Origin of the sequence: Hymenobacter sp. (genome assembly GCF_031398885.1) — a bacterium.
Lineage (GTDB): Bacteria > Bacteroidota > Bacteroidia > Cytophagales > Hymenobacteraceae > Hymenobacter.
Genome location: NZ_JANNOD010000030.1, coordinates 1 through 21448, shown reverse-complemented (window position 1 = coordinate 21448; position 21448 = coordinate 1). Strand labels below are relative to the sequence as shown.

Genomic DNA, 21448 nt, shown 5'->3' with positions numbered 1-21448 from the left:
CCGGTCTTCGGCAGGCCAGGTAAGCTTAAGCTATTCACTCACCTCGTGGGGGCGGTAAACGACCCGGTCTGGCAGATGCTGGGCCGCCCAACGGTCGATGAACTGCAGCACGGGGATGAGGGAAGTGCCTCGCTCGGTGAGGCAGTAGCCTACCTCGGGGGGAAAGGTCTGGTGTTCGCGGCGGCCCACCAGTCCGTCGGCTTCCAGTTGGCGCAACTGCTCCAGCAGCACTTTCTTCGACACCCGCGGAATGGCCCGCCACAGCGCCACAAACCGAATTTCGCCCGGTTCGAGGTGCTGTAGGATGACCGGCTTCCACTTGCCGGCAATCATGCCGACGGTCACGTTGACGGCGCAGCGTTCAAAGTCGTTATAGGTCATGCGACACCGAAAAGTATCCAGGTTACCAAGAAGTTGCGATTGAAGAATGCTTTGCGGAGGCCGGTACTTTTGAGGCCGGGAGCAGGCCGCCCCCACTGCCGGCATTCTCCGGCCCTCACACGCATACTAAACCCCTTTATGAACAACGTAAAATTAACCCTCATCGGCGGGCCAACCGTCCTGCTGGAAATCGGCGGGCTGCGCCTGCTCACGGACCCCACCTTTGACCCGCCTGGTCGAGAATACCGCCTTGGTCCGGTCACGCTGCACAAGCTAAGCGGTCCGGCCCAGGCCGCCGAAGCCGTGGGGCGGCTCGACGCGGTGTTGCTCAGCCACGAGCAGCACCGCGACAACCTGGACGACCTCGGCCGGGAGCTGCTGGCCACGGTGCCGCGCGTTTTCACCACCCCGCAAAGCGCCGCCAACCTTGGCCCGAACGCGCTGGGGCTGGCCCCGTGGGCAGCCACTTACCTCACGGCTCCCGATGGGCGCCGGCTCCGCATCACGGCCACCCCGGCGCGGCACGGACCGCACGGCGCCGAAGCGTTCAGCGGCGACGTCGCGGGCTTCGTGCTGCACTGGGAGGACGACCGCGCGGGCGCCCTCTACGTGTCCGGCGACACCGTCTGGTACGAAGGCGTGGCGGAAATTGCCCAGCGCTTCGACGTGCGCGTGGCCCTGGTGAACCTGGGCGCCGCCCGCATTGAGGTCGTCGGCCCCGTTGATTTGACGATGAATGCGGCCGGGGCGCTGGCAACCGCGCGGGCCTTTTCCAATGCCGTGCTGGTGCCGGCGCACTACGAAGGCTGGGCGCACTTTCAGGAGCCCGGCGCAGAAGTGGCCCGCGTGTTTGCCGCCGCCGGGCTCAGCAACCGCCTGCTCTGGCTGGCCCCGGGCGTGGCCACGGAGGTGGGGTAGCGCGCGGCCCCCTTGCGTCGGGTGGAATGCCTGTGGCGCCCGAAGGAGAGCTAGCGGTGCCGTTCCGGTTATTCAATTGGCTTTCCTCCTGGTGGCGGGAAGCCTGCTGGCTACCTTTGCAAAGCCGCTTGGCTAGGCCACGCTCGCCAGTGGGCACCCCTCCCGGCGTCTATTCCTCATCCTTAATTTCTCCTTCATTGAGCCTAATTGAAGAACTGACCTGGCGCGGCATGTACCACGACGCCATGCCCGGCACCGCCGAACACCTGGCCACCAACGCGCCCGTCACCGGCTACATCGGCTTCGACCCCACGGCGGCGTCGCTGCACATCGGCAACCTGGCCACCATCATGCTGCTGGTGCACTTGCAGCGGGCCGGCCACCGCCCCGTGGCCCTGGTGGGCGGCGCCACCGGCATGATTGGCGACCCCAGCGGCAAATCGGCCGAGCGCAACCTGCTCGACGAAACCACGCTGCGCGCCAACCAGGCCGGCATCCGCGCTCAGTTGGAGAAGTTTTTGGTGTTTGACGACTCCCCCACCGGCGCGCTGGTCGTGAACAACTACGACTGGTTCAAAAACTTCGGCTTTCTGGAATTCCTGCGCGAAGTGGGCAAGCACCTCACCGTGAATTACATGATGGCCAAGGACTCGGTGAGGCGCCGCATCGGTTCCGCCGACGCGGACGCCAACGACGCATCCGAGCAGCGGGCCGAAGGCATCAGCTACACCGAGTTCAGCTACCAACTGCTGCAGGGCTACGACTTCGTGCACCTGCACCGCACCCTGGGCTGCACCCTGCAAATGGGCGCCAGCGACCAGTGGGGCAACATTACAACCGGCACCGAGTTGATTCGCCGCCTAAGTAGCGCGGACGAGACAAATCCAAGTCCCAGCAAAGCCTACGCCCTCACCGGCCAGCTCATCACCAAGGCCGACGGCACCAAGTACGGCAAGAGCGAGACTGGAACCGTCTGGCTCGACCCCGCCCTGACCTCGCCCTATCAGTTCTACCAGTTCTTCTACAACGCCGCCGACGCCGACGCGCCCCGCCTCATCCGCGTCTTCACGCTGCTCACCCAGACCGAAATAGGAATCCTGGAAGCCGAGCACGCCCAAGCCCCGCACCTGCGCACGCTGCAAAAAGCGCTGGCCCACGACGTCACCACCCGCGTGCATTCCGCCGAAGCCACCGAAGCCGCTGTTGCTGCTTCGGAAGTATTGTTCGGCAAGGGCGACCTCGCGGCCCTGCAGGCCTTGGACGAGGCCACCCTGCTCGACGTATTTGCGGGCGTGCCCCACCTGCGTGTGCTCCGCTCCGACTCGGTCGCCCTCACCGCCGCCGCGCTGCTCAGCGACGCGACGATGAATAAAATCTTTCCTTCCAAGGGCGAAGCCAAAAAGATGATTCAAGCCGGCGGCGTGAGCATCAACCGCGAAAAGGTGGCTTCTCCCGACGCCTCAGTCGCGGCGCTGCCCCTGGTAGCCAGCAAATACCTGGTGGTGCAGAAAGGCAAGAAGAACTACTTCCTGGTGGAACTAGCGTAAACACCGCGCGTGCGGAGCATCCCACATCCCCGCTGCACTGCTCGCGTCAATAGGACCAACTGCTCCGCGCAGCATGGCAAACTTTCTTCGGTGTTTTTCCAGTGGGCAAGCCGGCCGGCAACCAAAAAGGGAGTCCGCAGTGCGAACTCCCTTTTTGGTAACGCAAAAGCGGCTTTGCAGCCGCTTAAAATTACTTCTTCTTGGCCGGAGCGGCTTTTTTAGCAGCAGCGGGCGCGGCTTTCTTAGCCGCCGGAGCCGCTTTTTTGGCGCCAGCGGCCGCCTTCGGAGCAGGCGCAGCAGCCCCCGAGTTCTTGGTGTTCTGCACCTCGGTGCGGAACGCCTGGGCCATCGTCTTCAGCTCCTGCATGCCTTTGCGCACGCGGGTGCCGGCGGCAGCGTTTTGCTTGTCGTAGAATTTCGAGAAGTCGTCTTCGAGCGACATCACGAGGTCCTTCAGTTTGCCAAAATTGTTCATTTGGGGTTGGGTTTGGGGTGAAAAATGAGTTTGGGGCGGTGTTAAGCCGGCCCTAATATACAGGGATTTCAAATGCAAGCAAGTTTTTGCTTTTTTTTCTAAAACCCCCTCTCCGGCTTTTGAAGCGTGATTTTGCTCAAAAAAAGGCCGTTTGCGCAAATTCACTCACCCGCCTCCTCCTTGGGATAATACAAAAACAAGCGCGCCGGCCACCCTCTCGGATGGCCGGCGCGAAGTGCCGTAGTGGGTGATTTTAGGCGGTTTGGACCGTGGCCGCCGCTTTGCTGTACAGCCCCTTGTCGAGCTTGGCCGCCACGGCCTCAAAGGCCGCAATGGTCGCCTGCACGTCGGCCAGGGTGTGGACCGCCGTGGGGATGAGCCGGAGCATAATCACGCCTTTGGGCACCACTGGATAAACCACAATGGAGCAGAATATGGCGTGATTCTCGCGTAAATCGAAGGTTAGGGCCGTGGCATCGGGGATTTCGCCGGCCAGCAGCACGGGGGTCACCGGCGACTGCGTGGTGCCGAGGTTGAAGCCTTTTTCGCGCAGGCCGCTTTGCAGGGCCCGCACCACCGTCCACAGGTTTTCCTTCAGCTCGGGCTGGGTCCGCAGCAATTCCAACCGTTTTAGCGCGCCGATGACCAAGGGCATGGGCAGTGATTTGGCGAAAATCTGGCTCCGCATGTTGTAACGCAAATATTCAATCACGCTTTCGGTGCCCGCCACGAATGCGCCGATGCTGGCCATGCTCTTGGCGAAGGTTGAAAAAATTAAGTCCACGCCGTCCGTAACGCCTAATTCTTCGGCCGTGCCGGCCCCGGTGGTCCCCATCGTGCCAAAACCATGAGCATCGTCGAGCAGCAGGCGGAAGGCATACTTTTCTTTCAGCGCCACGATTTCGCGCAGCTTGCCCATGTTACCCGACATCCCGAACACGCCCTCGGTGATGACCAGGATGCCGCCGCCCGTTTCCTGGGTAAGGCGGGTGGCGCGCTGGAGCTGCTTCTCCAGGCTCTCAGTGTCGTTGTGCGGGTACACGAAGCGCTTGCCCTGGTGCAGGCGGACGCCGTCGATGATGCAGGCGTGCGATTCGGCGTCGTACACGATGGCGTCGTGGCGGGTCACCAGCGAATCGATGGTGCTCAGGATGCCCTGGTACCCGAAATTGAGCAGCAGGGCGGCGGGCTTCTGGATAAAATCGGCCAGCTCGCTTTCCAGCTGCTCGTGGTAGCTGGTGTTGCCGCTCATGATGCGGGCGCCCATCGGGTAGCCCATGCCCCACTCTGCGGCGGCCTCGCCGTCGACGCGGCGCACCTCGGGGTGGTTGGCCAAACCCAGGTAGTTGTTCAGGCTCCAAGTCAGCACTTCTTTGCCCCGAAAGGTCATGCGGGGCTTGATTTCGCCTTCCAGCTTGGGGAACGTAAAGTAGCCGTGGGCGTAGTGCGAGTGCGAGCCCAGGGGGCCGCGGTTGGCCGAAATCCGGTCGAAAATATCCACTGAAGAAACGAGGGTGAGGTGAGAAGGAAAGCCAGCCGCGGGCCGCTGAGGGAGTGATTAAACAGCCCGAAAGCGGCCTAAACGCAAAGGTAAGCCCAGGGGACGGATGTACATAATTTGGGCTTAACAACCGCGTCACGCTCCCGGGGTTTGCCACCGGCCTGCGATTTCCAACTTTCTTTGCGCACCCGAACCACATTTCATGAAGAAAATCACCAAGCTGCTCGTCGCCAACCGCGGCGAAATTGCCCTGCGCGTGCTGCGCTCTGCCAAAGAAATGGGCCTCGCCACCGTGGCCATCTACTCCGAAGCCGACCGCAACGCCCTGCACGTGCGCTACGCCGACGAGGCCGTGTGCGTGGGCCCACCGGCCTCGAAAGACAGCTACCTGCGCGGCGACAAAATCCTCGCCGCCTGCAAAGCGCTGGGCGTTGACGCCATTCACCCCGGCTACGGTTTCCTGAGCGAGAACGCCGGCTTTGCCCGTGCGGTGCGGGACGCGGGCCTCATTTTCGTGGGCCCCAGCCCGGAGGCCATGGAAATCATGGGCGACAAGCTCTCGGCCAAGCAGGCCGTGCTGGCTTACAATATTCCCTTGGTGCCCGGCACGGCCGAGGCCATTTCCGACGTGCCCGCCGCCAAGCGCATTGCCCAGGAAGTGGGCTTCCCCATCCTCATCAAAGCGTCGGCCGGCGGTGGCGGCAAAGGCATGCGCATCGTGAACAACTCCGGGGAGTTCGAGGAGCAGATGCAGCTGGCCATCAACGAGGCCGTATCAGCTTTCGGTGATGGCGCGGTGTTCATCGAGAAGTTCGTGACCGGCCCGCGTCACATCGAAATTCAGGTGCTGGGCGACGAGCACGGGCACATCGTGCACCTGTTCGAGCGCGAGTGCAGCATCCAGCGCCGCCACCAGAAGGTGCTGGAGGAAGCGCCTTCGTCGGTGCTCACGCCAGAACTACGGGCCCAGATGGGCCAGTGCGCCGTGGACGTGGCCCGCGCCTGCGCCTACACGGGCGCCGGCACCGTGGAGTTCCTGCTCGACGCCCAGCACAACTTTTACTTCCTGGAGATGAACACCCGCCTGCAGGTGGAGCACCCCGTGACGGAACAAATCACGGGGCTGGATTTGGTGAAGGAACAAATTCGGGTGGCCCGGGGCGAGCCCCTCGCCTACTCCCAGGCCGACCTCACCATCACCGGCCACGCCCTGGAGCTGCGCGTGTACGCCGAAGACCCGCAAAACAACTTTCTGCCCGACATCGGCACCCTGACCACCTACGTGCGCCCCCAGGGCCCCGGCGTGCGCGTCGACGATGGCTTCGAGCAGGGCATGGACATCCCTATTTACTACGACCCGATGATTGCCAAGCTGGTCGCCTTCGGGGCCGACCGCGCCGAGGCCATTGCCCGGATGCTGCGCGCCATCGAGGAGTATCAAATCACGGGCATCGAGACCACGCTCGACTTCGGCCGCTACGTGCTCACGCACCCCGCCTTCGTCAGCGGCCACTTCGACACGAACTTCATCCGCGACCATTTCACGCCCACCACCCTCGCCCCCACCCCGCCGAACGAGTCCACGGCCAAAGTAGCCGCCGCCCTGGGCGCCCTGCTCCTAAGCGAGAAGAAACCCAAAGCGGCGGCCGCAACTGATGAAACGGCCGGCGCGGAAGTTTCGGAATGGCGGCGGAATCGGCTGGGCGTGCGGTAGTCGATTATTGCGGAGAAAGTAGATTACATTCGGCTTTAAGCAACTGATTTAATTATCTTTTTTTCTCATTATATCTGTTATGTACCTCGTCTTCGATACAGAAACAACGGGGTTGCCCGCTGATTTCCAAGCCCCGGTTACAGACAGCGATAATTGGCCACGCTTGGTAGAATTAGCCTGTGGGGTGTACGGCGAGAATGGAATGCGACGCAGTAGTGGGCAAGTTTTAATACGACCAGAAGGGTTTACTATTCCAGTTCAAGCCACCCACATACATGGTATTACTACGGCGCAGGCCGCAGCCGAAGGGATAAATCTGGGCGAGGCGCTTGTACAATTAATAACTGCGGCGGACGGGTGCAAATATGTAGTAACCCACAACATCGAATATGATTTGGCCATTGTCGGTGCCGAGTTGCACCGATTGATGCGGCCGGAATTTCCGCAAAGTTTACGGTCAGTGTGTACTATGCGCATGGGCACCGGTATTGGCAAGGGGCCGGGCGGGCGCGGGGCCAAGCCGCCGAAGCTGCACGAGTTACATGAGATTCTGTTTGATGAAGGAATAGCGGGCGCGCACCGGGCGGAGGCTGACGTAGCAGCCTGTGCCCGGTGCTTGTTTGCTCTGCTGGCAAAAGAAGTGAGTTTGCCAGAAACACGGAAACCGGTGCAGCCAATAGCACCCAAACTCCCACAGCTCACAATAGTACTGGACTTGGATAATCCAGAATTTCAGCAGGCGCTGGACCTGATTGAAAATAATAACCGGAGCGTATTTCTAACCGGCAAGGCGGGCACGGGTAAATCCACGTTTTTGCGGCACATTATAGCCAACACACGAAAGAAGGCTGTGGTGGTGGCTCCTACAGGCGTAGCGGCACTGAACGTGGGCGGCACGAATATGCATCGGCTGTTTCGTCTGCCGTTGGGTATTATGCAGCCTAACGACCATCGAGTATTGTATTTGGGTCCGCAGCGATATACCGGAAAATCCGTTAACACAGCTCTATACGACCTTCTACAAGCCGTAGAGCTGGTCATCATTGATGAAGTATCAATGGTACGGGCTGATATATTGGATGCTATTAATCGGTCGTTAAGACTGAACAGCCGGCGACTGCGTGAGCCATTCGGGGGAAGCAAATACTGCTGGTAGGTGACGCTTACCAATTACCGCCGGTGTTGACGCCGACCGACTGGCAGTTGTATGAGCGATTTTACCAGACCCGATATTTCTTTAGTGCCAAGGCGTTCGCGGAATTTCCGCTCATTACCGTCGAGTTACGCAAGGTGTATCGACAGCAGGACCCCCAATTTATTAAACTATTAGACCGGGTTCGAACGAACCAGGCGGATGGTAAAGACCTGAATGTTCTGAATAAAAGAAGATCTGACCTGCCAAAAACGACGGGACGCCGCGTCATGCTCAGCACCCGCAATAAAGACGCGGAAGACCATAACGCGGGTGAACTGACCAAGCTGACAACTCTGCTGGTAAAGTTCCAGGGAATTGTAACGGGCGACTTTGTGGAAAGTGACTTTCCAACGGCGCGAGAGCTGGCTCTGAAAGAGGGGGCGCAAGTGATGTTCGTGCGCAATGACCGCGGCAGCCGCTGGGTGAACGGCACTATTGGGCGGGTAGTGAAGCTAGAAAAGCAGGTAGCAAAGGTGGAAACCGAGCACGGGGCTACTTACACGGTGGAAGCAGAGACCTGGGAGAAGTTCGCCTATGGTTACGACGAGGCAACTGGACGCATTACCAGCGTAGTCATTGGGACATTCACCCAATTGCCTCTCAAGCTCGCTTGGTCGCTGACTGTTCATAAAAGCCAGGGTCTGACGTTTGATGCCGTGGAAATTAATGCGCCGGGAGGCTTTTTTGACGCGGGTCAGCTATATGTGGCGCTTAGCCGGTGTCGCTCGTTTGAAGGGTTGCAGCTGCGAACGCTAGTGAGAGAACGGGACGTGATGGTAAGTCGGGAGGTAGTAGAGCCGCATCGCACGGCCAATGACGAGAAGCAGGTAAACGCGGCTTTAGAAGAGGCCCGCCCAAGTAAGCTACATAAGCAAAGTCTGAAGCTTTTGGACAGGGGTGACTTAAAAGGAGCCGTAGGCGCGCTATGTGAAGCGTTAGGCTTGCGTAACGACGCGCAAAAACCGATATTCGGGCGCCTATTGCGGCACAAGTTGCACAGTTACATGCAAGCAAAAAACACGCTGGCTGGGGTGGTCCAGTAAAAACGGACAGTGAGCTAAGGTAGGTTGAATTTGAAGTCGCGTTCAAATTGATGCGGCGAGCGGTAGCCCAGAGCGGAGTGGTGACGGTCGAGGTTGAAGTAGGTGTCGAGGTAGTGGGCCACTTCCAGGCGGGCTTCTTCCAACGAAGCAAAGGGGCTGCCGCCGGGCAGCAGCTCGGTTTTGAGCGTGCTCCAGCCGGCTTCAGCCTGCGCGTTGTCGTAGGGGTTGCCCGGCCGGCTGAAGCTGGGCAGGGCCCCGGCTTGGGCGATGCGGGCGCGGCAGGTCGCGCTGGTGTACTGGCTGCCGCGGTCGGCGTGAACAGATAAGCCCAGGCGCGGGTTGGCGCAACGTCAGGGCTTGTTCCAGCGCGTGGAGCACGAGTTCAGTAGGCATCTGCGCGGCCAGGTGCCCGCCCACGACCCGGCGCGAACAGGCGTCGCGCCACGTGGCCAGGTAGCACCAGCGCCCGCCGACCAAGGGCAGGTACGTAATGTCCCCGACCCAGACCCGGTTCGGAGCCGTGGGGGCCGACTGGCCCAGCAGCCGGTTCTCAGCCACCACAGCGGCCGGGTCGGCCACGGTCGTGCGCGGCCGGTGCGGGCGAGTGCTCAGGGCCCGGAGGCCGTGCCGGTGCAGCCAGTTGCGCAACGCGTAGCGGCCAACCGGGTGGCCCTCGGCGTGTAATTCGGCCGCAACCGCCGGGTGCCGTAGCGGCGGGCATGGCGCGTGAAGGCCGCCTGCGCGGCTGTATGCCACGGGACGGGTCGCGGTGCCGACCGTTGCCGCCACTGATAATGGCCTGCCGGGCTCACGGCCCATAAGCGGCAGAGCAGTTGCGCGGGCCAGGGCTCGGTGCAAGCCGCGATGAAGGCATAGCGGCTCACGACTGGAGCGGTTGGGAAAAGATGGCCACGACTTTTTTTAAAATGTCGCGCGCTATTTCCACGCGCTTGAGCGCGGCGCGCAGCTGCCTGATTTCCTCGCGCTCCGCGCTGTTAGGTACGGCGGCTTCCAAGGCTTGGCATTGCCAGCGCCCCAGCAGGGCCGGCGAAATGCCCTGAGCACGGGCCACGTCGCTTTGCTGGGCCCCGGCGGCCACTTGGCGCACGCACTCAGCCTTAAATGCCGGCGCGCATTTCTTGCGGGGGGCGGGCAAGCCGCCAGAGTTCGGTTTCTCGGTCATGGGCAGTGAAAGTTAAGACTTCTCACTGTCCGTTTTAGCTAGACCACCTCATGAAGTTATCGTAAGGTTGAGGCAACCTGGGATAGATGTCCGGTTGAGGCGGTCTAGATGTGTAGTCCCAGCGTGAGGTGGGTCGGGTCACGGGTAAAGGTAGTGGGGTTCTTTTGCCACTGGGCACAAATGAATTCGTGCGGTGTTAAGCCACGCAACGTCTTCAACCGCTTGGCGTGGTTGTAGGCCAGCAAAAAGGCTTGCAGGTGCTCATTAAGCTCTTCCGTAGTCTGGTAATGGTAGCGCTGCACGGTGGCCTCCTTAATCGTGCGGTTCATGCGTTCGACCTGGCCGTTTGTCCACGGGTGGGCCGGCTTTGTTAGGCGGTGTTCCACGCCGTATTCACGGCAGATGCGGTCAAAACTGTGCCCACCGGGCAGAAACTGGTGCGGTTGCGGCGTAAACTGGACGCCGTTGTCGATCAAGACGGTGTGCACTTGGTAGGGCAGCTTGTCGAGCACGCGCCGCAGAAACTCGGCCGCGACGACGCGCTTGGCGCGCGGGTGCAGTTCGGCAAAGGCCCCCTTGCTGGTGCGGTCGATGGCCACGAAAAGGTACTGCTTGCCTGCTTCGGTCTGGACCTCGGCAAAATCGACGTGCAGGTAGCCGATGGGGTAGTCCTTGAACTTCTTTTTCGGCGGGCTTTGCCCGTCGTCGTTCAGCGGCAGGCGATTGATGCCGTGGCGTTGAAAGCAGCGGTGCAGCGCCGAGCGGGACAGGTGCGGAATCGCGGCCTGCAGCGCGTAGAAGCAATCATCGAGCAGCAGCAGGATGTGCCGGCGGAAAGCCACGGCGATGGCCTCTTCTTCGGCCGTGAGCACCGTCGAGGCCGGCACTGGCCCCATCGGCGCATCGGTTACGGTGGCGCGTTTACGCCACTTGGCCACTGTTTTCGGGTTGCTGCCGTGCCGTACAGCTAGCGCTTGTAAGCTTTCCTGACTACGTTGGATAGCGGCCCGTATTGCCGCTGTTGTGCGGGCGCTGCCGTGGAGTACTTGTCCCATAGGTCGGTGCGAAATTCCAGCCCGGAAAATGCACCATCACTCTTTGGGACTATACACATAGGCGGACAGAAGAAAGACGTATATTTATTTTGTCCGCCTTGCCTAGACTACCTCGCAACGCTGAAAAAACAGTTACGGGAGCCGGCATAGTCCAGTCCCTGGGACCTAACAGTACCCAACACACTTGTCAGCAGGAACAAGTCACGTCTGCTTCGGCGTCAGCCGGGAGTGGTGCGGCTTGGCCCTGCGTGGCATACCCGTCCCGTTTCCACCAATCAATTCCGCCCAATAGCTCTTTCACCTGAAAACCCAACTGCATTAGTTTCAAAGCGCCTTTGGTGGAAGCATTGCAGCCAATGCCGTCGCAGTACGTGACGTAAAGCTTGGATTTGTCGAGCGCGCGGGTGGATTCTTCCGTCATGAGCCGGTGACTGAAGCTGATGGCGCCGGGGATGTGCTCCGCGGCGTGGGCAGCTGGCTTGCGGGCGTCGATGATAATTAGGCCTGCTCCGCTCTGCACGGCGTCGTACAAATCAGCCGAGTCCATTTCGTAAGCCAGCTTGTGCTGGTAGTGAGCTAGTTGAGCTTCCATAAGGGCGAGTGTTTAAGGTTAAGGACGGGCAAAGATGCAGGGGGGCAGGATGCGGAAAAAGTGAAAATATTTCCTGATTCCCTTGAAATCTTTTCATGCAATCAACTGCGCTCCCTGAGGGGTTTTCCCGTTTACCTTTGGGCAAAAAAATCGGTGGAAATACGTCATTTGCGTCTGGTAAAGGCCATTGTGGAAGAGGGCAGCATTGTCAACGCCATTGACAAGCTGCATCTGACTTCCAGCGCGCTTAGCCACCAACTGCGGGAAGCCGAAAGCCAGTTGGGGGCTCCAATCTTCTACCGGGTCAATAAGAAGATGGTGCTCACGCCAGTGGGCGAAAAGGTACTGCGCGGCGCCCACGTCATACTCGGTGAACTTGACACTATTGTCCGGGAAGTGAAAGAGTTGATGGGCGGCGAAGTGGGCCGTATCCGGCTCAGCACGGAATGCTACACGAGCTACCACTGGCTGCCGGGAATTTTGCGGCGCTTCCACGCGGATTTCCCCCACGTCGAGGTCAGCATCAACTTCGAGGCTACCCACCAGCCGCTGCCTAAGCTGCTGAGCGGGCATATTGACCTGGCCATCACTAGCGACCCGGTGGCCGAGCCGGCCCTGGAATTCATCGAGTTGTTTCAGGACGAGCTGGTGGCTGTCGTTCCCAGAGACCACGCCTGGGCAACTAAATCCTACGTGACGGCCCAGGATTTTGCCGCTGTCCACCTGATTATTCACTCCCTGCCCCTGGAAACGGTGACCGTGTTTCAAAAGCTGCTCAGCCCAGCTGGGGTCACCCCGCAAAAGCTCACGGTGCTGCCCCTGACCGAGGCTTCCATTGAACTGGTGAAAGCAGATATGGGAGTGGCCGTGATGGCGCAGTGGGCGCTGAAGCCTTATCTGGTTTCGGGTGAGTTGGCAACTGTGCAAATCACCCCCGAAGGACTAGTGCGCCAGCAATACGCCGCCCGGCTCCGCAACCAAGATTATCCGCTCTACTATGAAAGCTTCCTTCGATTTCTTGCCCAAGAAATTCAGTTTTAAGCCCGGCGGCCCGGCTGACCTGGAGCTGCGCCGACTGGAACCCGCCGACGTGCCGCAACTGGTTGCGCTGTGCCGGGAGCACGCCGCCTTTGAACAAGCCGCGTTTGCAGAGAACGACCAGGCGGCGCGCCTGGCCGTGCAGCTGTTCGGGCCGCGGCCCGCCGCCTACTGCCTGGTAGTGGCCCAGGCCCATGTCCTAGTGGGCTTTGCCACCTACATGCCGGAGTTTTCGACCTGGGATGCTGCCTACTACCTGCACCTGGACTGCTTGTTTCTGCGCCCTGAGGTCCGGGGAAGCGGCGTGGGTCGCCGCGTGATGGAAGCAGTGGCCGCCGAAACCCAACGGCTCGGCTGTGCGCAGTTGCAGTGGCAAACCCCGGAGTTCAACGCACCGGCCATTGCTTTCTACCAGCGGCTGGGCGCCCGCCCCAAAAATAAGCTTCGATTTTACGTCGCGGCGGAGCAAGTGCTGGCTGTTCAAGCAGCCGTCTGAAGGCTTATTCAGTCACCTTCCCAAGGCCTATTGTATGTCTGAACCTCATCACTACGGCGCGCGCATCGCCTGGTATCGCCAGGGTGCACCGTTACTGACAATAAGTACAGCCGGGCGCATCGCTGGCAGTTTGACGGCGGGGTTGGGGTGCCGGCTTTCAGTTCCCCGCACATAGTGCCGCCGCCCTACTCGAAGCCCGCCAACGTGGACCCCGAGGAAGCCTACGTGGCGGCCCGGGCCAGCTGCCATATGCTCACCTTCCGGTGGCTGGCAGCCCGCCGCGGCCTCGTCGTCGATTCATGTTACGACCAGCCGGTGGGAAATATGGCGCTCAATGCGCAGGGTCGGCAAAGCATTACGGAGGTCACCCCGCACCCGGGCATCACTTTTGGGGGTTCCTTGCCCGTTGATGAAGCTGGGGTGCGGCACCTGCATCACGAAGCCCATGAGCAATGCTACCAGGCCACTTCCGTCCGTGCCTACATTCCCGTGCAAGGCAGTTGGGGGCAGCCCGGCTGAAATAGATAAGCCCGCGGGCTGAAGCGGCCGCTCCCTTAAGTAGCCGCTCAGCCCGTGGCGGTCACGTCAACGTTTCTTTTCTCTTACCCCCCTTTTTCCAAATAACCATGTATCAAGTTGCCATTCTGCTGTTTAACGAAGTAGAAGTGCTGGATTTTGCCGGGCCCTTTGAGGTGTTTGCGGTTACAGAGGTGGAGGGGCAGCGCCCGTTCAGCGTATTTACCGTAGCGGAGCGCGGGCCGGTATACGCCCGCAACGGGTTGTCAGTCAACCCCACGTATTTGCTCAACGACCACCCCCAAGCAGACCTAATTGTGGTGCCCGGGGGCGGCGGCTTTTTGGCCGACGGTACTCCGTTAGGCACCCGCCGAGAAATGAACAATGAAGCGCTGCAAAAATGGGTACGACGCCACGCGGCGGCCGGGGCTCTGGTGCTGTCCGTGTGCACGGGCGCCCGGTTGCTGGCCAAAGCAGGTTTATTGGAGGGGCTGACGGTTACCACTCATTTCACGGCGGCAGCGGACCTGCAGCGCCTAGCCCCCGGGGCCCAGGTAGAGGCCACCCACCGGTGGACCGACAACGGCAACATTCTGACTTCGGCCGGCATATCGGCCGGCATCGATTTGTCTTTGTATGTGGTTAGCCGCCTGCTAGGGCCGGAAGTGGCTGCAGCGACGGCCAAGAAAATGCAATACGAGCCCTGGCCAGTGGCGCAACAATCCGATTGGGCAGCATCGGTATTAGCTCAGCATGAGGGATAGTTTCTGGTATATCGATGGTCATCCTTAACCGATTTGCTGTAGGCCACAGGGGCGAGCCACAACCGGTATTTGACTTGCTGAAGCGCAGAGCCAGGCGGCCCCACCCCTGGCACCGAGTGGGTGAAGAACCAGAGAAGGCCTTGGTTGAAAGCTTGGTCCAAAGTTAAACGAGCCGTTGAATAACGGACGCTAGCTGCTCCTGGTTCGCGCTTACTGCGATGCTGTCCAACAAGTAGGGGAAAACTGCCCACCCAGTTCTGCACGGGTTGACCCGGTGGTTGCTAGACGGCATATCAAGTTCCTGTCAAACGGAACCGAGGCTGGCAGGAACTGCGCCGTCCCTAGCCAACCAAGCGTCACAGCCGACGCGGGTACCAATATCTTTGCGTATGCTGGCCGCTGGCTCCATTTCCGTTCAACTGCTGCTCGATAACCTAAGCCGCTACTTGTCGCTAACGCCCCGTGACGCGGAGTGCATCGCGGCCGCGGTGCGCCCCCGCCGGCTGCGCCGTCGGCAGCTGGTCGTGCAGGCCGGCGACGTGTGCCTGTACGAAAGCTTCGTGGTACGGGGCTGCTTGCGGGCTTATTACACCGATGCCAACGGCTTCGAGCACAACATCCTGTTTGCCGTCGAAGACTGGTGGATTGCCGACCTGGCCAGCTTCCTGACGCAAACCCCGGCCACGCTCCACGTGGAAGCCTTGGAGAACTGTGAACTGCTGCAGCTTGACCGCGACACGCTGGAGTGCCTGTACGGGGAGGTGCCGACCCTGGAAGGCTACTTACGCATTCTGCTACAGAACGCCTTTGTGGCGCAGCAGCGCCGGGCGCTGCAGGCCATCAGCCTCTCGGCCGAGGCGAGGTACCGGCGATTTCGCGCCCAGTACCCGCAATTGGAGCAGCGGCTACCCCAGCGGCACATCGCGTCCTATCTGGGCTTGACGCCGGAGTTTCTGAGCAAGGTGCGCAAACAGGTGCTGCAGCAGCCCGACGCCGATTCTTAAGTTAGGTTAAGGTTTGTTCTTGTGCTACTTCATTGGCTCCACCGGACGCCGAGCGGACCTTTGTGCTGCATTAAACGGCATCCGTATGTCCCCGCTGCTGGCAAGAATCCAAGGCCTGAACGCCTTGGTCCTCGACGGCAAAGCCCTCGAAACCTTTGAACTGTATTACCATCCCGATGTGGTGGTGCAGGAAAACGAACAAAGCCTCACCGTGGGCAAAGACGCCAACCGCCGCCGCGAGCAGGAGTTCTTCGACGCCATTACCCAGTTCCGGGGCGCCGAGATACGTGACGTAGCTGTGGGCGATGAAATGACCGTCGTCGTCTGGCACTACGACTACACTCACCGCGAGTGGGGCGTGCGCAATTACACTCAGGCGTCGGTGCAGCACTGGCAGGACGGGCTCATTGTCCGCGAGCAGTTTTTCTATGGCAGCTGACGCCGCTACTCCGCCCACCGTCGCCGGAGTATACCACAGCGCCTAAGGCCACACCCAGCAAGTTGCTGAACACTTAGCCCGCGGGGTCGACACCTCCTTTTTTTCCTGCCCATGAGTGTCGCTTCTTCCTTGGTAACAGCCCGTCCCGATTGGACGGGCCCAATTCTGCGCCTGGCGCTCGGTATAGTTATGTGGCCCCACGGGGCCCAGAAGCTGCTGGACTGGTTCGGTGGTCACGGCTTTGCCGGCACCATGCAATTCTTTACCGGCACGGTGCACCTGCCGTGGCTGCTGGGCTTTTTGGTCATCGTCATCGAATTCTTCGGCGCCCTGTGCATCCTGGTCGGCTGGGCCAGCCGCCTGTGGGCCGCTGCCTTTGCCGGGTTGGCGCTGGGCATTGTCTTCACCTCACGCCTCCAACACGGCTTTTTCATGAACTGGTTCGGCAATCAGAAAGGCGAAGGCTACGAGTATTTCCTGCTGATGCTCGGCCTGGCCGGGGCGCTGCTAATAAATGGCGGCGGCCGGTACTCGGTCGATGCCGCGCTGCATTCCCGTCCTCCCGCACCCGGCTCGACTTTCGCCTAAGCCTACTGGGCCGAACAGCCGCCGGGTCAACCCGAGTAGGGCTAATTCGGTAGTTCTTCTCCATTTGTTGAACAACACCAGTATTCGTTACGGCAGCGCTGAGGCGTGTTGGCGCGCGAGACCTATTCAAAACCTGTTTCTTTAGCAAAGCACACTCGTATAGAGTAGTTGAATTAAAGTTGTAATCAATTGGCGCAACCTCACCTCGCAATAGAACATTTTCATTTTTACACTCAAACTTATGACGGCCGGTTATCAGCTGCTACGCGAAGCGGTAGAATCACTAACTCCGCTCACCGAGAGCGACTGGCAAATGGCCCAGCCAGGCTTACGTTTTACGGCAGTAAGAAAAGGGGAATGTTTTATTGAAGCGGGCAAGACGTATGACTACATTGGTTTTATGCTCACAGGCTTAATGCGGGCGTTTTACCTGGTCGATGGCGAAGAAGTCAATTGCGGGTTTTTTTTCGAAGGTCACTGGCCCAAGGCCTATCATAGCTTTCTGACCCGCACGGCCAGTCGGTTGTGGATTCGGGCACTGGAGGACACTAACTTGTTGCTTATCAGCTACGACCACCTCCAGAGATTATTTAAAGAGAGTAAAAACTGGGAGCGGTTCGGCCGGATTGCTAGCGAAAACGCATTTATCGTCGCGCAGGTACGCGCGGAGTCGCTGCTGCTGGACACGCCCGAGAACCGGTATCTGCAATTGCCTACCCTTCATCCAGACATCATGGCCCGGGTTCCGCTTTATCATCTGGCTTCCTACATCGGCGTCAAGCAACCCTCCCTCAGTCGGATAAGAAAAAGACTAGTAGAGAGTTCCCACTCGAAAGGATTATAACCTGGGTTATACAATCGCGCATGGCAACTGCTCCAGCTTTGCATCTTCCAATCACTGCACAGCAAAGGCGCAATGCTCATAACCCCAACCACCGTTGTGGCCATGATAGGGCTACTCACAACTACTTCTGAATCTTTTTCCCGAATTCCCATGCAAACCGCAAGCAATACGGACCAAGCCCAAGTGCTGCAATTACACTCCCAGCTACTGGTGGCCGTTGCGGCCAGAGACGAAGCCACCCTGGAAAAGCGACTAAATAGCGGCTTTGTCTTTACTTCAGCCAACGCCGAAGTGCTCACCAAAGCGGGCTTCATCAAAGGTTTTGCCATGAACTCTGCCATCCAGTTGCCCGTCTTTGCTGGTTCAGAGCAGCGGGTGACCATCGAGGGTGGCACCGCCGTTGTCACAGCGGTGCTGCATATTTCCATTATCAGCGGCAAGATGCCCGCCCGCGAGTTGTGGGAGCGAATTACCGAAACCTACGTCAAAGAGCAAGGGCAATGGAGCCTGTTGGCCTCCCACGCAACTTACCGTCCTCTTTAGACCACGCACATACCGGGTACTGGGTCATTAGCGTGTGCTCCCTTGGCCATTAGTGGCTAGCCGAGCGGCTGAATCAAGTATAGCCAAGCTGACTATATTGGATATCAGGAGATGCTTTTGAAGGCAAAATAGAAATAGGATACAATGGAGTATGATTTTATTTCATGTGCCAGTGGAAAATATATCATTTTGCTCATGAGAAACCGAAAGCTAATGTTGCACAAGAATTTCGGCTATCCTGCCAACCCTGGTTGTGAGCGTCTGTACTGCGCAAGCCCGACCCCAGTTGCTGCATGCTGTTGCCTTGACAACGCCGATGAATAGAGTAGCATCTAGACATTGCTCAATTGCAGTACTCATTCTATTGACTTGAAAAGTGAAACAACAGGTTTTGGCGATTTTCCATCCCGTATGAAGCAAGCCTCTCTGCCTTTAGCCGTGCGACTGCTGCGGTTTTTCTACGCTACCATCAGCACCATCTTGCCGCGCCTGGCTGTCAATTTGCTGTGGAAACTCTTTACGCCGCGGCGGCGCCCGCTCCGCCCGACCGACGAGCAGTTTCTGGAGACGGCCGAGCCCTTCACATTTGTCAGCCACAGCGCCCTGAAGGGCGAGGCCGTCTTTCTGCAGGGCTACCGTTGGGGGCAGGGCCACCGCACCGTGCTCCTGGTGCACGGCTGGGAAGGTGGCGTCAGCGACTTCCGCGACCTGGTACCGCCCCTGGTGGCGGCCGGCTTTGCCGTCACCAGCTTCGACATGCCCGCTCACGGCCGCTCGCCCGGCACCCAAACCAATCTGCTGGAAATGAAGCAGGCTTTGCTGGACTACGGGCGGAGCATTGGCCTGCCCTACGCCGTGGTGGCCCACTCCCTGGGGGGCACGGCCGCCGCGCTGCTGCTGGCCGAAGAGGCGGTGGGCGTGGAAAAATTCGTGTTTCTGGCCAGCCCCATCACGGCGCGGGCCACGTTCGACATCGGCTTCTCCCAACTCCGGGTGCCGGCCCAGGTGCAGCAGCAGTTCTACACGCGACTTAGCCGTCACCTGGGCCAATCCATTGACAACTTCGCATTTGCTTCTCGCCCGCAGCTGCGAGCCCGGCGGGTACTGGCTGTCTATGACACGGCCGATGAACTGCTGCCGGTAGCGGCCGTACGCCGCTACCTGGGTGAGAATCCGGGCGTTGAGCAATTGCTGGTCAGCGGAATCGGACACTACCGCCTGCTGCGCAACCCGGCCGTGCTGAGTGCCGTGCTGCAATTCGTTGCAGCTGAGCAACAACCCAACAACATTGAGCCTACCGAAGCGGGAGAAACGCGGTAAGCGGGGCATGGGCCTGGGGTGCGGTAGCCCGGATGGCCTCCACGAAGCGGTGCACGACGGGCGCTGCGGTGGGGGCCACGTACGCCGACCAGGTGCGCGGGGGCACGTCGGCCGGCAAGGGCAGCATGGCCAGCTGCCTAACGTTTAAAAAGGGCTGAACGGCCCAGTGCGGCATGATGGCCACGCCCAGCCCCGCGTTCACCAACTCGATGATGGCTTCCGTGGAATGCACTTCCAGCACTGCTTTCGGCCGCAGCGCCTCAAAGAAGGGATGGCGCAGCAGCCCCACCGGGCGCTTCAAGCTGTAGACCAGTAAGGTCTCGGCAGCAAAATCGGGCGGAGCCAGGGGCTGAGGGTGGGCCAGCAGCCGGTGCGCGGCCGGCACGACGAGCAGCAGCTGGTCGTCGAACAATGGCAGCTTCACCCACGGGTCCGGGGCGGCGGCCTCGCTCACGATGGCAATGTCGAGCCGGCCTTTGGCCAGTTGGGTGAGCGGGTCGGCGGCGGCTTCGGGCACCAGGGCAAGCTCTACGCCGGGATGCTGCAACTGAAATGCGGCCAGCGCCGGGGACAGCCATTGGTAACAGGTGTAGCACTCGGTGCTGAGGCGGATGCGGGCCGCGGCGTCGGCTTGCAGCCGCCGCAGGTCGCCGCGCAGCGCGGCCACTTCCGGCAGCACCAGTTGGGCGGTTTGCAGCACCCGGTTGCCGGCTTCGGTGAAAACCAGTGCTTTGCCCACCCGGTGCAGCAATGTCACGCCCAGCGCTGCTTCCAGGTCCCGAAGCTGATGACTAAGGGCCGACTGGGTTAAGCTCATCTCGGCCGCCGCACGGGTGATGGACCCGTGGGTAGCAATGAGCTGGAGAATACGAAAGTGGTGGAGCGTAAACATGAAATATTTTCATGCAAATAGCAAAATTAAATCATTTTGCTCACGCAAAAACACCGCGTAATCTTGTACTGCTTTTCACCCACATGTTCCCCTTCACTATGTCGAACGGAAATTATCCCCCCGTGGCCAGCCAAAGCAACGGCACCGCCAGCCAGGCTAACGGCACCGCAACGCTGCTCACCAGTGCCCGGGCCGGCCGGCGCGGGCCGGTGGCGGAATGGGTGGCTGCCTTTGCGGAGGTCTGGTCGGACCCGGCCCGGCACCTGGACCGCATCATGGATATTTTCGGGCCCGACATTCGCCTCGTCGCCCCCGGCTATAAGCCCACGGTGGGGCACGAGGCGGGCCGGCGCGCCTTTGCCAAGACGCTGATAGCCTTGCCCGACCTGACCGGAAAGGTGCTGCGCTGGAGTCACAGCGGCGAGGTGATATTCGTGGAAATGACGTTCAGCGCCACCATCGGCGGCCGCTACCTGACCTGGTACAACGTGGACCGCTTCCTTATCCGGGACGGATGCGTGGTGGAGCGGGTAGCGTACTTCAACCCCACCAAGGTCCGGCTGGCATTCCTGACCAGCCTGCGGGGCCTTGAGCAGTTCATCCGCCTGCGCCGGGGTCGGTAAGGCAGCCTGCGCTTTTCTAATCTTACTCCGGTAGTGATTGCCGCTGACTTAAACCCCGCTTGTACATGGAACCTACTGCTGCAGTTGACTACCGCTACCCCGTCGGGCCGCTTGAGCTGCCCGCTGAGCCGCTGACTGCGGCGCAACGGCGTCCGCTGCTGGAGCAGCTGGCCGCTCTGCCGGCGCAGCTCATGCAGGCCGTCCGCGACGCCGGGGAGATACGCCTGGAGCAACCCTATCGCCCCGGTGGCTGGAGCGGCCGTCAGGTTATTCACCACTTGGCTGATGCCCACCAGCTGGGGTATTTGCGGTTCCGGCTCACACTCACCGAAGACCAGCTCAGCGTAGCCGGCTACAACCAAAACGCCTGGACAGCCCTGCCCGACGTGGCGAGAACGCCGGTGAGGGTGTCGCTGGCGCTGCTGGAAGCCTTGCACACGCGCTGGGGGGTGCTGCTGGAGCAACTGAGCGAAGAGCAGTGGCAGCGCCGCTTCTTTCAGTCCACTTTCCAGCGCCATTTCACCTTAAACCATGCCCTGACGCTGTACGCCTGGCACAGCCGGCACCACCTGGGCCACGTGCGCCTGCTGGCTGGGCAGCACCTTTAATCCCGCTGCCGGCTCCACCGGCAGCGCTGGGGAGAGTTTCTCCCCGGTTGATTCACGTTTTCACCACCTTATCCGTCCCTTCTCTCTATGGCTGCCAGCTCGCTGTTGGCGTGCAGCAGCACCACGGTGGTGGGGCCTACTTCCCGCTTGCGGGTGGCCTACCTGGAGG

General features: G+C 60.3%; 25 protein-coding genes and 1 pseudogene. 17 read left to right on the top strand and 9 right to left on the bottom strand.

Annotation, left to right across the window (positions count from 1 at the left end; all coding sequences use genetic code 11):
• Positions 1 to 30: 30 nt before the first annotated feature.
• Complete coding sequence (locus tag RMO51_RS04920; RefSeq protein ID WP_310392548.1) at positions 31 to 381, bottom strand: helix-turn-helix domain-containing protein; 351 nt, start codon at positions 379 to 381, stop codon at positions 31 to 33.
• A gap of 138 nt (positions 382 to 519) precedes the next feature.
• On the opposite strand from RMO51_RS04920, the gene RMO51_RS04915 reads away from it, so the two are divergent.
• The gene (locus RMO51_RS04915) at positions 520 to 1299 is read left to right on the top strand and encodes an MBL fold metallo-hydrolase (protein WP_310392546.1); all 780 of its coding nucleotides are present in this window, start codon (positions 520 to 522) and stop codon (positions 1297 to 1299) included.
• A 197-nt stretch (positions 1300 to 1496) separates the two neighbouring features.
• Positions 1497 to 2846 carry a tyrosine--tRNA ligase gene (gene tyrS / locus RMO51_RS04910; protein ID WP_310392544.1) on the top strand — a complete coding sequence of 450 codons (1350 nt, stop codon included), beginning with the start codon at positions 1497 to 1499 and terminating at the stop codon, positions 2844 to 2846.
• Positions 2847 to 3150: 304 nt separating this feature from the next.
• On the opposite strand, the pseudogene RMO51_RS04905 reads toward tyrS, so the two are convergent.
• Positions 3151 to 3321 (bottom strand): annotated as a pseudogene (locus RMO51_RS04905) (histone H1); the annotation flags it as partial.
• Positions 3322 to 3574: 253 nt separating this feature from the next.
• Complete coding sequence (locus tag RMO51_RS04900; RefSeq protein WP_310392542.1) at positions 3575 to 4822, bottom strand: aminotransferase class I/II-fold pyridoxal phosphate-dependent enzyme; 1248 nt, start codon at positions 4820 to 4822, stop codon at positions 3575 to 3577.
• Between the two features lie 202 nt (positions 4823 to 5024).
• Here RMO51_RS04900 and accC point away from each other — a divergent pair, with 202 nt between their 5' ends.
• The 3 genes from accC to RMO51_RS04885 all read left to right on the top strand — a co-directional run bounded on the left by accC (position 5025) and on the right by RMO51_RS04885 (position 8774).
• A complete protein-coding gene (accC, locus tag RMO51_RS04895; protein WP_310392541.1) occupies positions 5025 to 6536 on the top strand; it encodes an acetyl-CoA carboxylase biotin carboxylase subunit in 1512 nt (503 codons plus the stop codon).
• 79 nt (positions 6537 to 6615) lie between these two features.
• Positions 6616 to 7692, top strand: coding sequence for an exonuclease domain-containing protein (locus RMO51_RS04890; RefSeq protein WP_310392539.1), 1077 nt, complete (start codon positions 6616 to 6618; stop codon positions 7690 to 7692).
• Positions 7693 to 7718: 26 nt separating this feature from the next.
• A complete protein-coding gene (locus tag RMO51_RS04885) occupies positions 7719 to 8774 on the top strand; it encodes an ATP-binding domain-containing protein (RefSeq protein ID WP_310392538.1) in 1056 nt (351 codons plus the stop codon).
• A 14-nt stretch (positions 8775 to 8788) separates the two neighbouring features.
• Here RMO51_RS04885 and RMO51_RS04880 read toward each other — a convergent pair whose 3' ends face one another.
• From RMO51_RS04880 to RMO51_RS04865, 5 genes are all read right to left on the bottom strand, one after another.
• Positions 8789 to 9025, bottom strand: coding sequence for an integrase core domain-containing protein (locus tag RMO51_RS04880; protein WP_310392601.1), 237 nt, complete (start codon positions 9023 to 9025; stop codon positions 8789 to 8791).
• A complete protein-coding gene (locus tag RMO51_RS22560; RefSeq protein WP_409025028.1) occupies positions 8976 to 9593 on the bottom strand; it encodes a DDE-type integrase/transposase/recombinase in 618 nt (205 codons plus the stop codon). Before RMO51_RS22560 ends, RMO51_RS04880 begins: the two co-directional genes overlap by 50 nt.
• 61 nt (positions 9594 to 9654) lie before the next feature.
• The gene (locus tag RMO51_RS04875) at positions 9655 to 9957 is read right to left on the bottom strand and encodes a transposase (protein ID WP_310392536.1); all 303 of its coding nucleotides are present in this window, start codon (positions 9955 to 9957) and stop codon (positions 9655 to 9657) included.
• A gap of 104 nt (positions 9958 to 10061) precedes the next feature.
• Positions 10062 to 11012, bottom strand: a complete 951-nt coding sequence (locus RMO51_RS04870) for an IS481 family transposase (protein WP_310392534.1) — start codon at positions 11010 to 11012, stop codon at positions 10062 to 10064.
• Positions 11013 to 11199: 187 nt separating this feature from the next.
• Complete coding sequence (locus RMO51_RS04865) at positions 11200 to 11604, bottom strand: rhodanese-like domain-containing protein (protein WP_310392533.1); 405 nt, start codon at positions 11602 to 11604, stop codon at positions 11200 to 11202.
• A gap of 60 nt (positions 11605 to 11664) precedes the next feature.
• Here RMO51_RS04865 and RMO51_RS04860 point away from each other — a divergent pair, with 60 nt between their 5' ends.
• The 10 genes from RMO51_RS04860 (at position 11665) to RMO51_RS04815 (ending at position 19156) form a co-directional block, all read left to right on the top strand.
• On the top strand, positions 11665 to 12645 hold the full coding sequence (locus tag RMO51_RS04860; RefSeq protein WP_310392531.1) for a LysR substrate-binding domain-containing protein: 981 nt from the start codon (positions 11665 to 11667) through the stop codon (positions 12643 to 12645).
• Positions 12602 to 13138, top strand: coding sequence for a GNAT family N-acetyltransferase (locus tag RMO51_RS04855; protein WP_310392529.1), 537 nt, complete (start codon positions 12602 to 12604; stop codon positions 13136 to 13138). Before RMO51_RS04860 ends, RMO51_RS04855 begins: the two co-directional genes overlap by 44 nt.
• A 174-nt stretch (positions 13139 to 13312) precedes the next feature.
• Positions 13313 to 13657, top strand: a complete 345-nt coding sequence (locus RMO51_RS04850) for an OsmC family protein (protein WP_310392526.1) — start codon at positions 13313 to 13315, stop codon at positions 13655 to 13657.
• 107 nt (positions 13658 to 13764) lie between these two features.
• On the top strand, positions 13765 to 14418 hold the full coding sequence (locus RMO51_RS04845) for a DJ-1/PfpI family protein (protein WP_310392525.1): 654 nt from the start codon (positions 13765 to 13767) through the stop codon (positions 14416 to 14418).
• A 389-nt stretch (positions 14419 to 14807) separates the two neighbouring features.
• Positions 14808 to 15422 (top strand): Crp/Fnr family transcriptional regulator, encoded by a 615-nt coding sequence (locus RMO51_RS04840; protein ID WP_310392523.1) that lies wholly within the window; start codon positions 14808 to 14810, stop codon positions 15420 to 15422.
• An 85-nt stretch (positions 15423 to 15507) separates the two neighbouring features.
• The gene (locus RMO51_RS04835; protein WP_310392521.1) at positions 15508 to 15861 is read left to right on the top strand and encodes a nuclear transport factor 2 family protein; all 354 of its coding nucleotides are present in this window, start codon (positions 15508 to 15510) and stop codon (positions 15859 to 15861) included.
• A gap of 111 nt (positions 15862 to 15972) precedes the next feature.
• Positions 15973 to 16449, top strand: coding sequence for a DoxX family protein (locus tag RMO51_RS04830; protein ID WP_310392519.1), 477 nt, complete (start codon positions 15973 to 15975; stop codon positions 16447 to 16449).
• A 241-nt stretch (positions 16450 to 16690) separates the two neighbouring features.
• Positions 16691 to 17293 carry a cyclic nucleotide-binding domain-containing protein gene (locus RMO51_RS04825; RefSeq protein WP_310392516.1) on the top strand — a complete coding sequence of 201 codons (603 nt, stop codon included), beginning with the start codon at positions 16691 to 16693 and terminating at the stop codon, positions 17291 to 17293.
• Positions 17294 to 17443: 150 nt separating this feature from the next.
• The gene (locus RMO51_RS04820; RefSeq protein WP_310392514.1) at positions 17444 to 17836 is read left to right on the top strand and encodes a nuclear transport factor 2 family protein; all 393 of its coding nucleotides are present in this window, start codon (positions 17444 to 17446) and stop codon (positions 17834 to 17836) included.
• Between the two features lie 411 nt (positions 17837 to 18247).
• Entirely contained in the window at positions 18248 to 19156 is a 909-nt protein-coding gene (locus RMO51_RS04815; RefSeq protein ID WP_310392512.1) for an alpha/beta fold hydrolase, read from the top strand.
• On the opposite strand, the gene RMO51_RS04810 is transcribed toward RMO51_RS04815, so the two are convergent.
• Positions 19131 to 20048, bottom strand: coding sequence for a LysR substrate-binding domain-containing protein (locus RMO51_RS04810; protein ID WP_310392510.1), 918 nt, complete (start codon positions 20046 to 20048; stop codon positions 19131 to 19133). The genes RMO51_RS04815 and RMO51_RS04810 overlap by 26 nt on opposite strands.
• An 83-nt stretch (positions 20049 to 20131) precedes the next feature.
• Between RMO51_RS04810 and RMO51_RS04805 the strand changes: the two genes are divergently transcribed.
• Both RMO51_RS04805 and RMO51_RS04800 read left to right on the top strand, forming a co-directional pair.
• Positions 20132 to 20671, top strand: a complete 540-nt coding sequence (locus RMO51_RS04805) for a nuclear transport factor 2 family protein (protein WP_310392508.1) — start codon at positions 20132 to 20134, stop codon at positions 20669 to 20671.
• A gap of 65 nt (positions 20672 to 20736) precedes the next feature.
• The gene (locus RMO51_RS04800; RefSeq protein WP_310392506.1) at positions 20737 to 21279 is read left to right on the top strand and encodes a YfiT family bacillithiol transferase; all 543 of its coding nucleotides are present in this window, start codon (positions 20737 to 20739) and stop codon (positions 21277 to 21279) included.
• The last annotated feature ends 169 nt before the right edge of the window (positions 21280 to 21448 follow it).

Bases quoted from the DNA above. Each gene is read 5' to 3' on its own strand.
- RMO51_RS04920 (WP_310392548.1), bottom strand. From the start codon at position 381: ATGACCTATAACGACTTTGAACGCTGCGCCGTCAACGTGACCGTCGGC.
- RMO51_RS04915 (WP_310392546.1), top strand. From the start codon at position 520: ATGAACAACGTAAAATTAACCCTCATCGGCGGGCCAACCGTCCTGCTG.
- accC (WP_310392541.1), top strand. From the start codon at position 5,025: ATGAAGAAAATCACCAAGCTGCTCGTCGCCAACCGCGGCGAAATTGCC.
- RMO51_RS04890 (WP_310392539.1), top strand. From the start codon at position 6,616: ATGTACCTCGTCTTCGATACAGAAACAACGGGGTTGCCCGCTGATTTC.
- RMO51_RS22560 (WP_409025028.1), bottom strand. From the start codon at position 9,593: ATGGGCCGTGAGCCCGGCAGGCCATTATCAGTGGCGGCAACGGTCGGC.
- RMO51_RS04875 (WP_310392536.1), bottom strand. From the start codon at position 9,957: ATGACCGAGAAACCGAACTCTGGCGGCTTGCCCGCCCCCCGCAAGAAA.
- RMO51_RS04870 (WP_310392534.1), bottom strand. From the start codon at position 11,012: ATGGGACAAGTACTCCACGGCAGCGCCCGCACAACAGCGGCAATACGG.
- RMO51_RS04865 (WP_310392533.1), bottom strand. From the start codon at position 11,604: ATGGAAGCTCAACTAGCTCACTACCAGCACAAGCTGGCTTACGAAATG.
- RMO51_RS04855 (WP_310392529.1), top strand. From the start codon at position 12,602: ATGAAAGCTTCCTTCGATTTCTTGCCCAAGAAATTCAGTTTTAAGCCC.
- RMO51_RS04845 (WP_310392525.1), top strand. From the start codon at position 13,765: ATGTATCAAGTTGCCATTCTGCTGTTTAACGAAGTAGAAGTGCTGGAT.
- RMO51_RS04840 (WP_310392523.1), top strand. From the start codon at position 14,808: ATGCTGGCCGCTGGCTCCATTTCCGTTCAACTGCTGCTCGATAACCTA.
- RMO51_RS04835 (WP_310392521.1), top strand. From the start codon at position 15,508: ATGTCCCCGCTGCTGGCAAGAATCCAAGGCCTGAACGCCTTGGTCCTC.
- RMO51_RS04830 (WP_310392519.1), top strand. From the start codon at position 15,973: ATGAGTGTCGCTTCTTCCTTGGTAACAGCCCGTCCCGATTGGACGGGC.
- RMO51_RS04825 (WP_310392516.1), top strand. From the start codon at position 16,691: ATGACGGCCGGTTATCAGCTGCTACGCGAAGCGGTAGAATCACTAACT.
- RMO51_RS04820 (WP_310392514.1), top strand. From the start codon at position 17,444: ATGCAAACCGCAAGCAATACGGACCAAGCCCAAGTGCTGCAATTACAC.
- RMO51_RS04815 (WP_310392512.1), top strand. From the start codon at position 18,248: ATGAAGCAAGCCTCTCTGCCTTTAGCCGTGCGACTGCTGCGGTTTTTC.
- RMO51_RS04810 (WP_310392510.1), bottom strand. From the start codon at position 20,048: ATGTTTACGCTCCACCACTTTCGTATTCTCCAGCTCATTGCTACCCAC.
- RMO51_RS04805 (WP_310392508.1), top strand. From the start codon at position 20,132: ATGTTCCCCTTCACTATGTCGAACGGAAATTATCCCCCCGTGGCCAGC.
- RMO51_RS04800 (WP_310392506.1), top strand. From the start codon at position 20,737: ATGGAACCTACTGCTGCAGTTGACTACCGCTACCCCGTCGGGCCGCTT.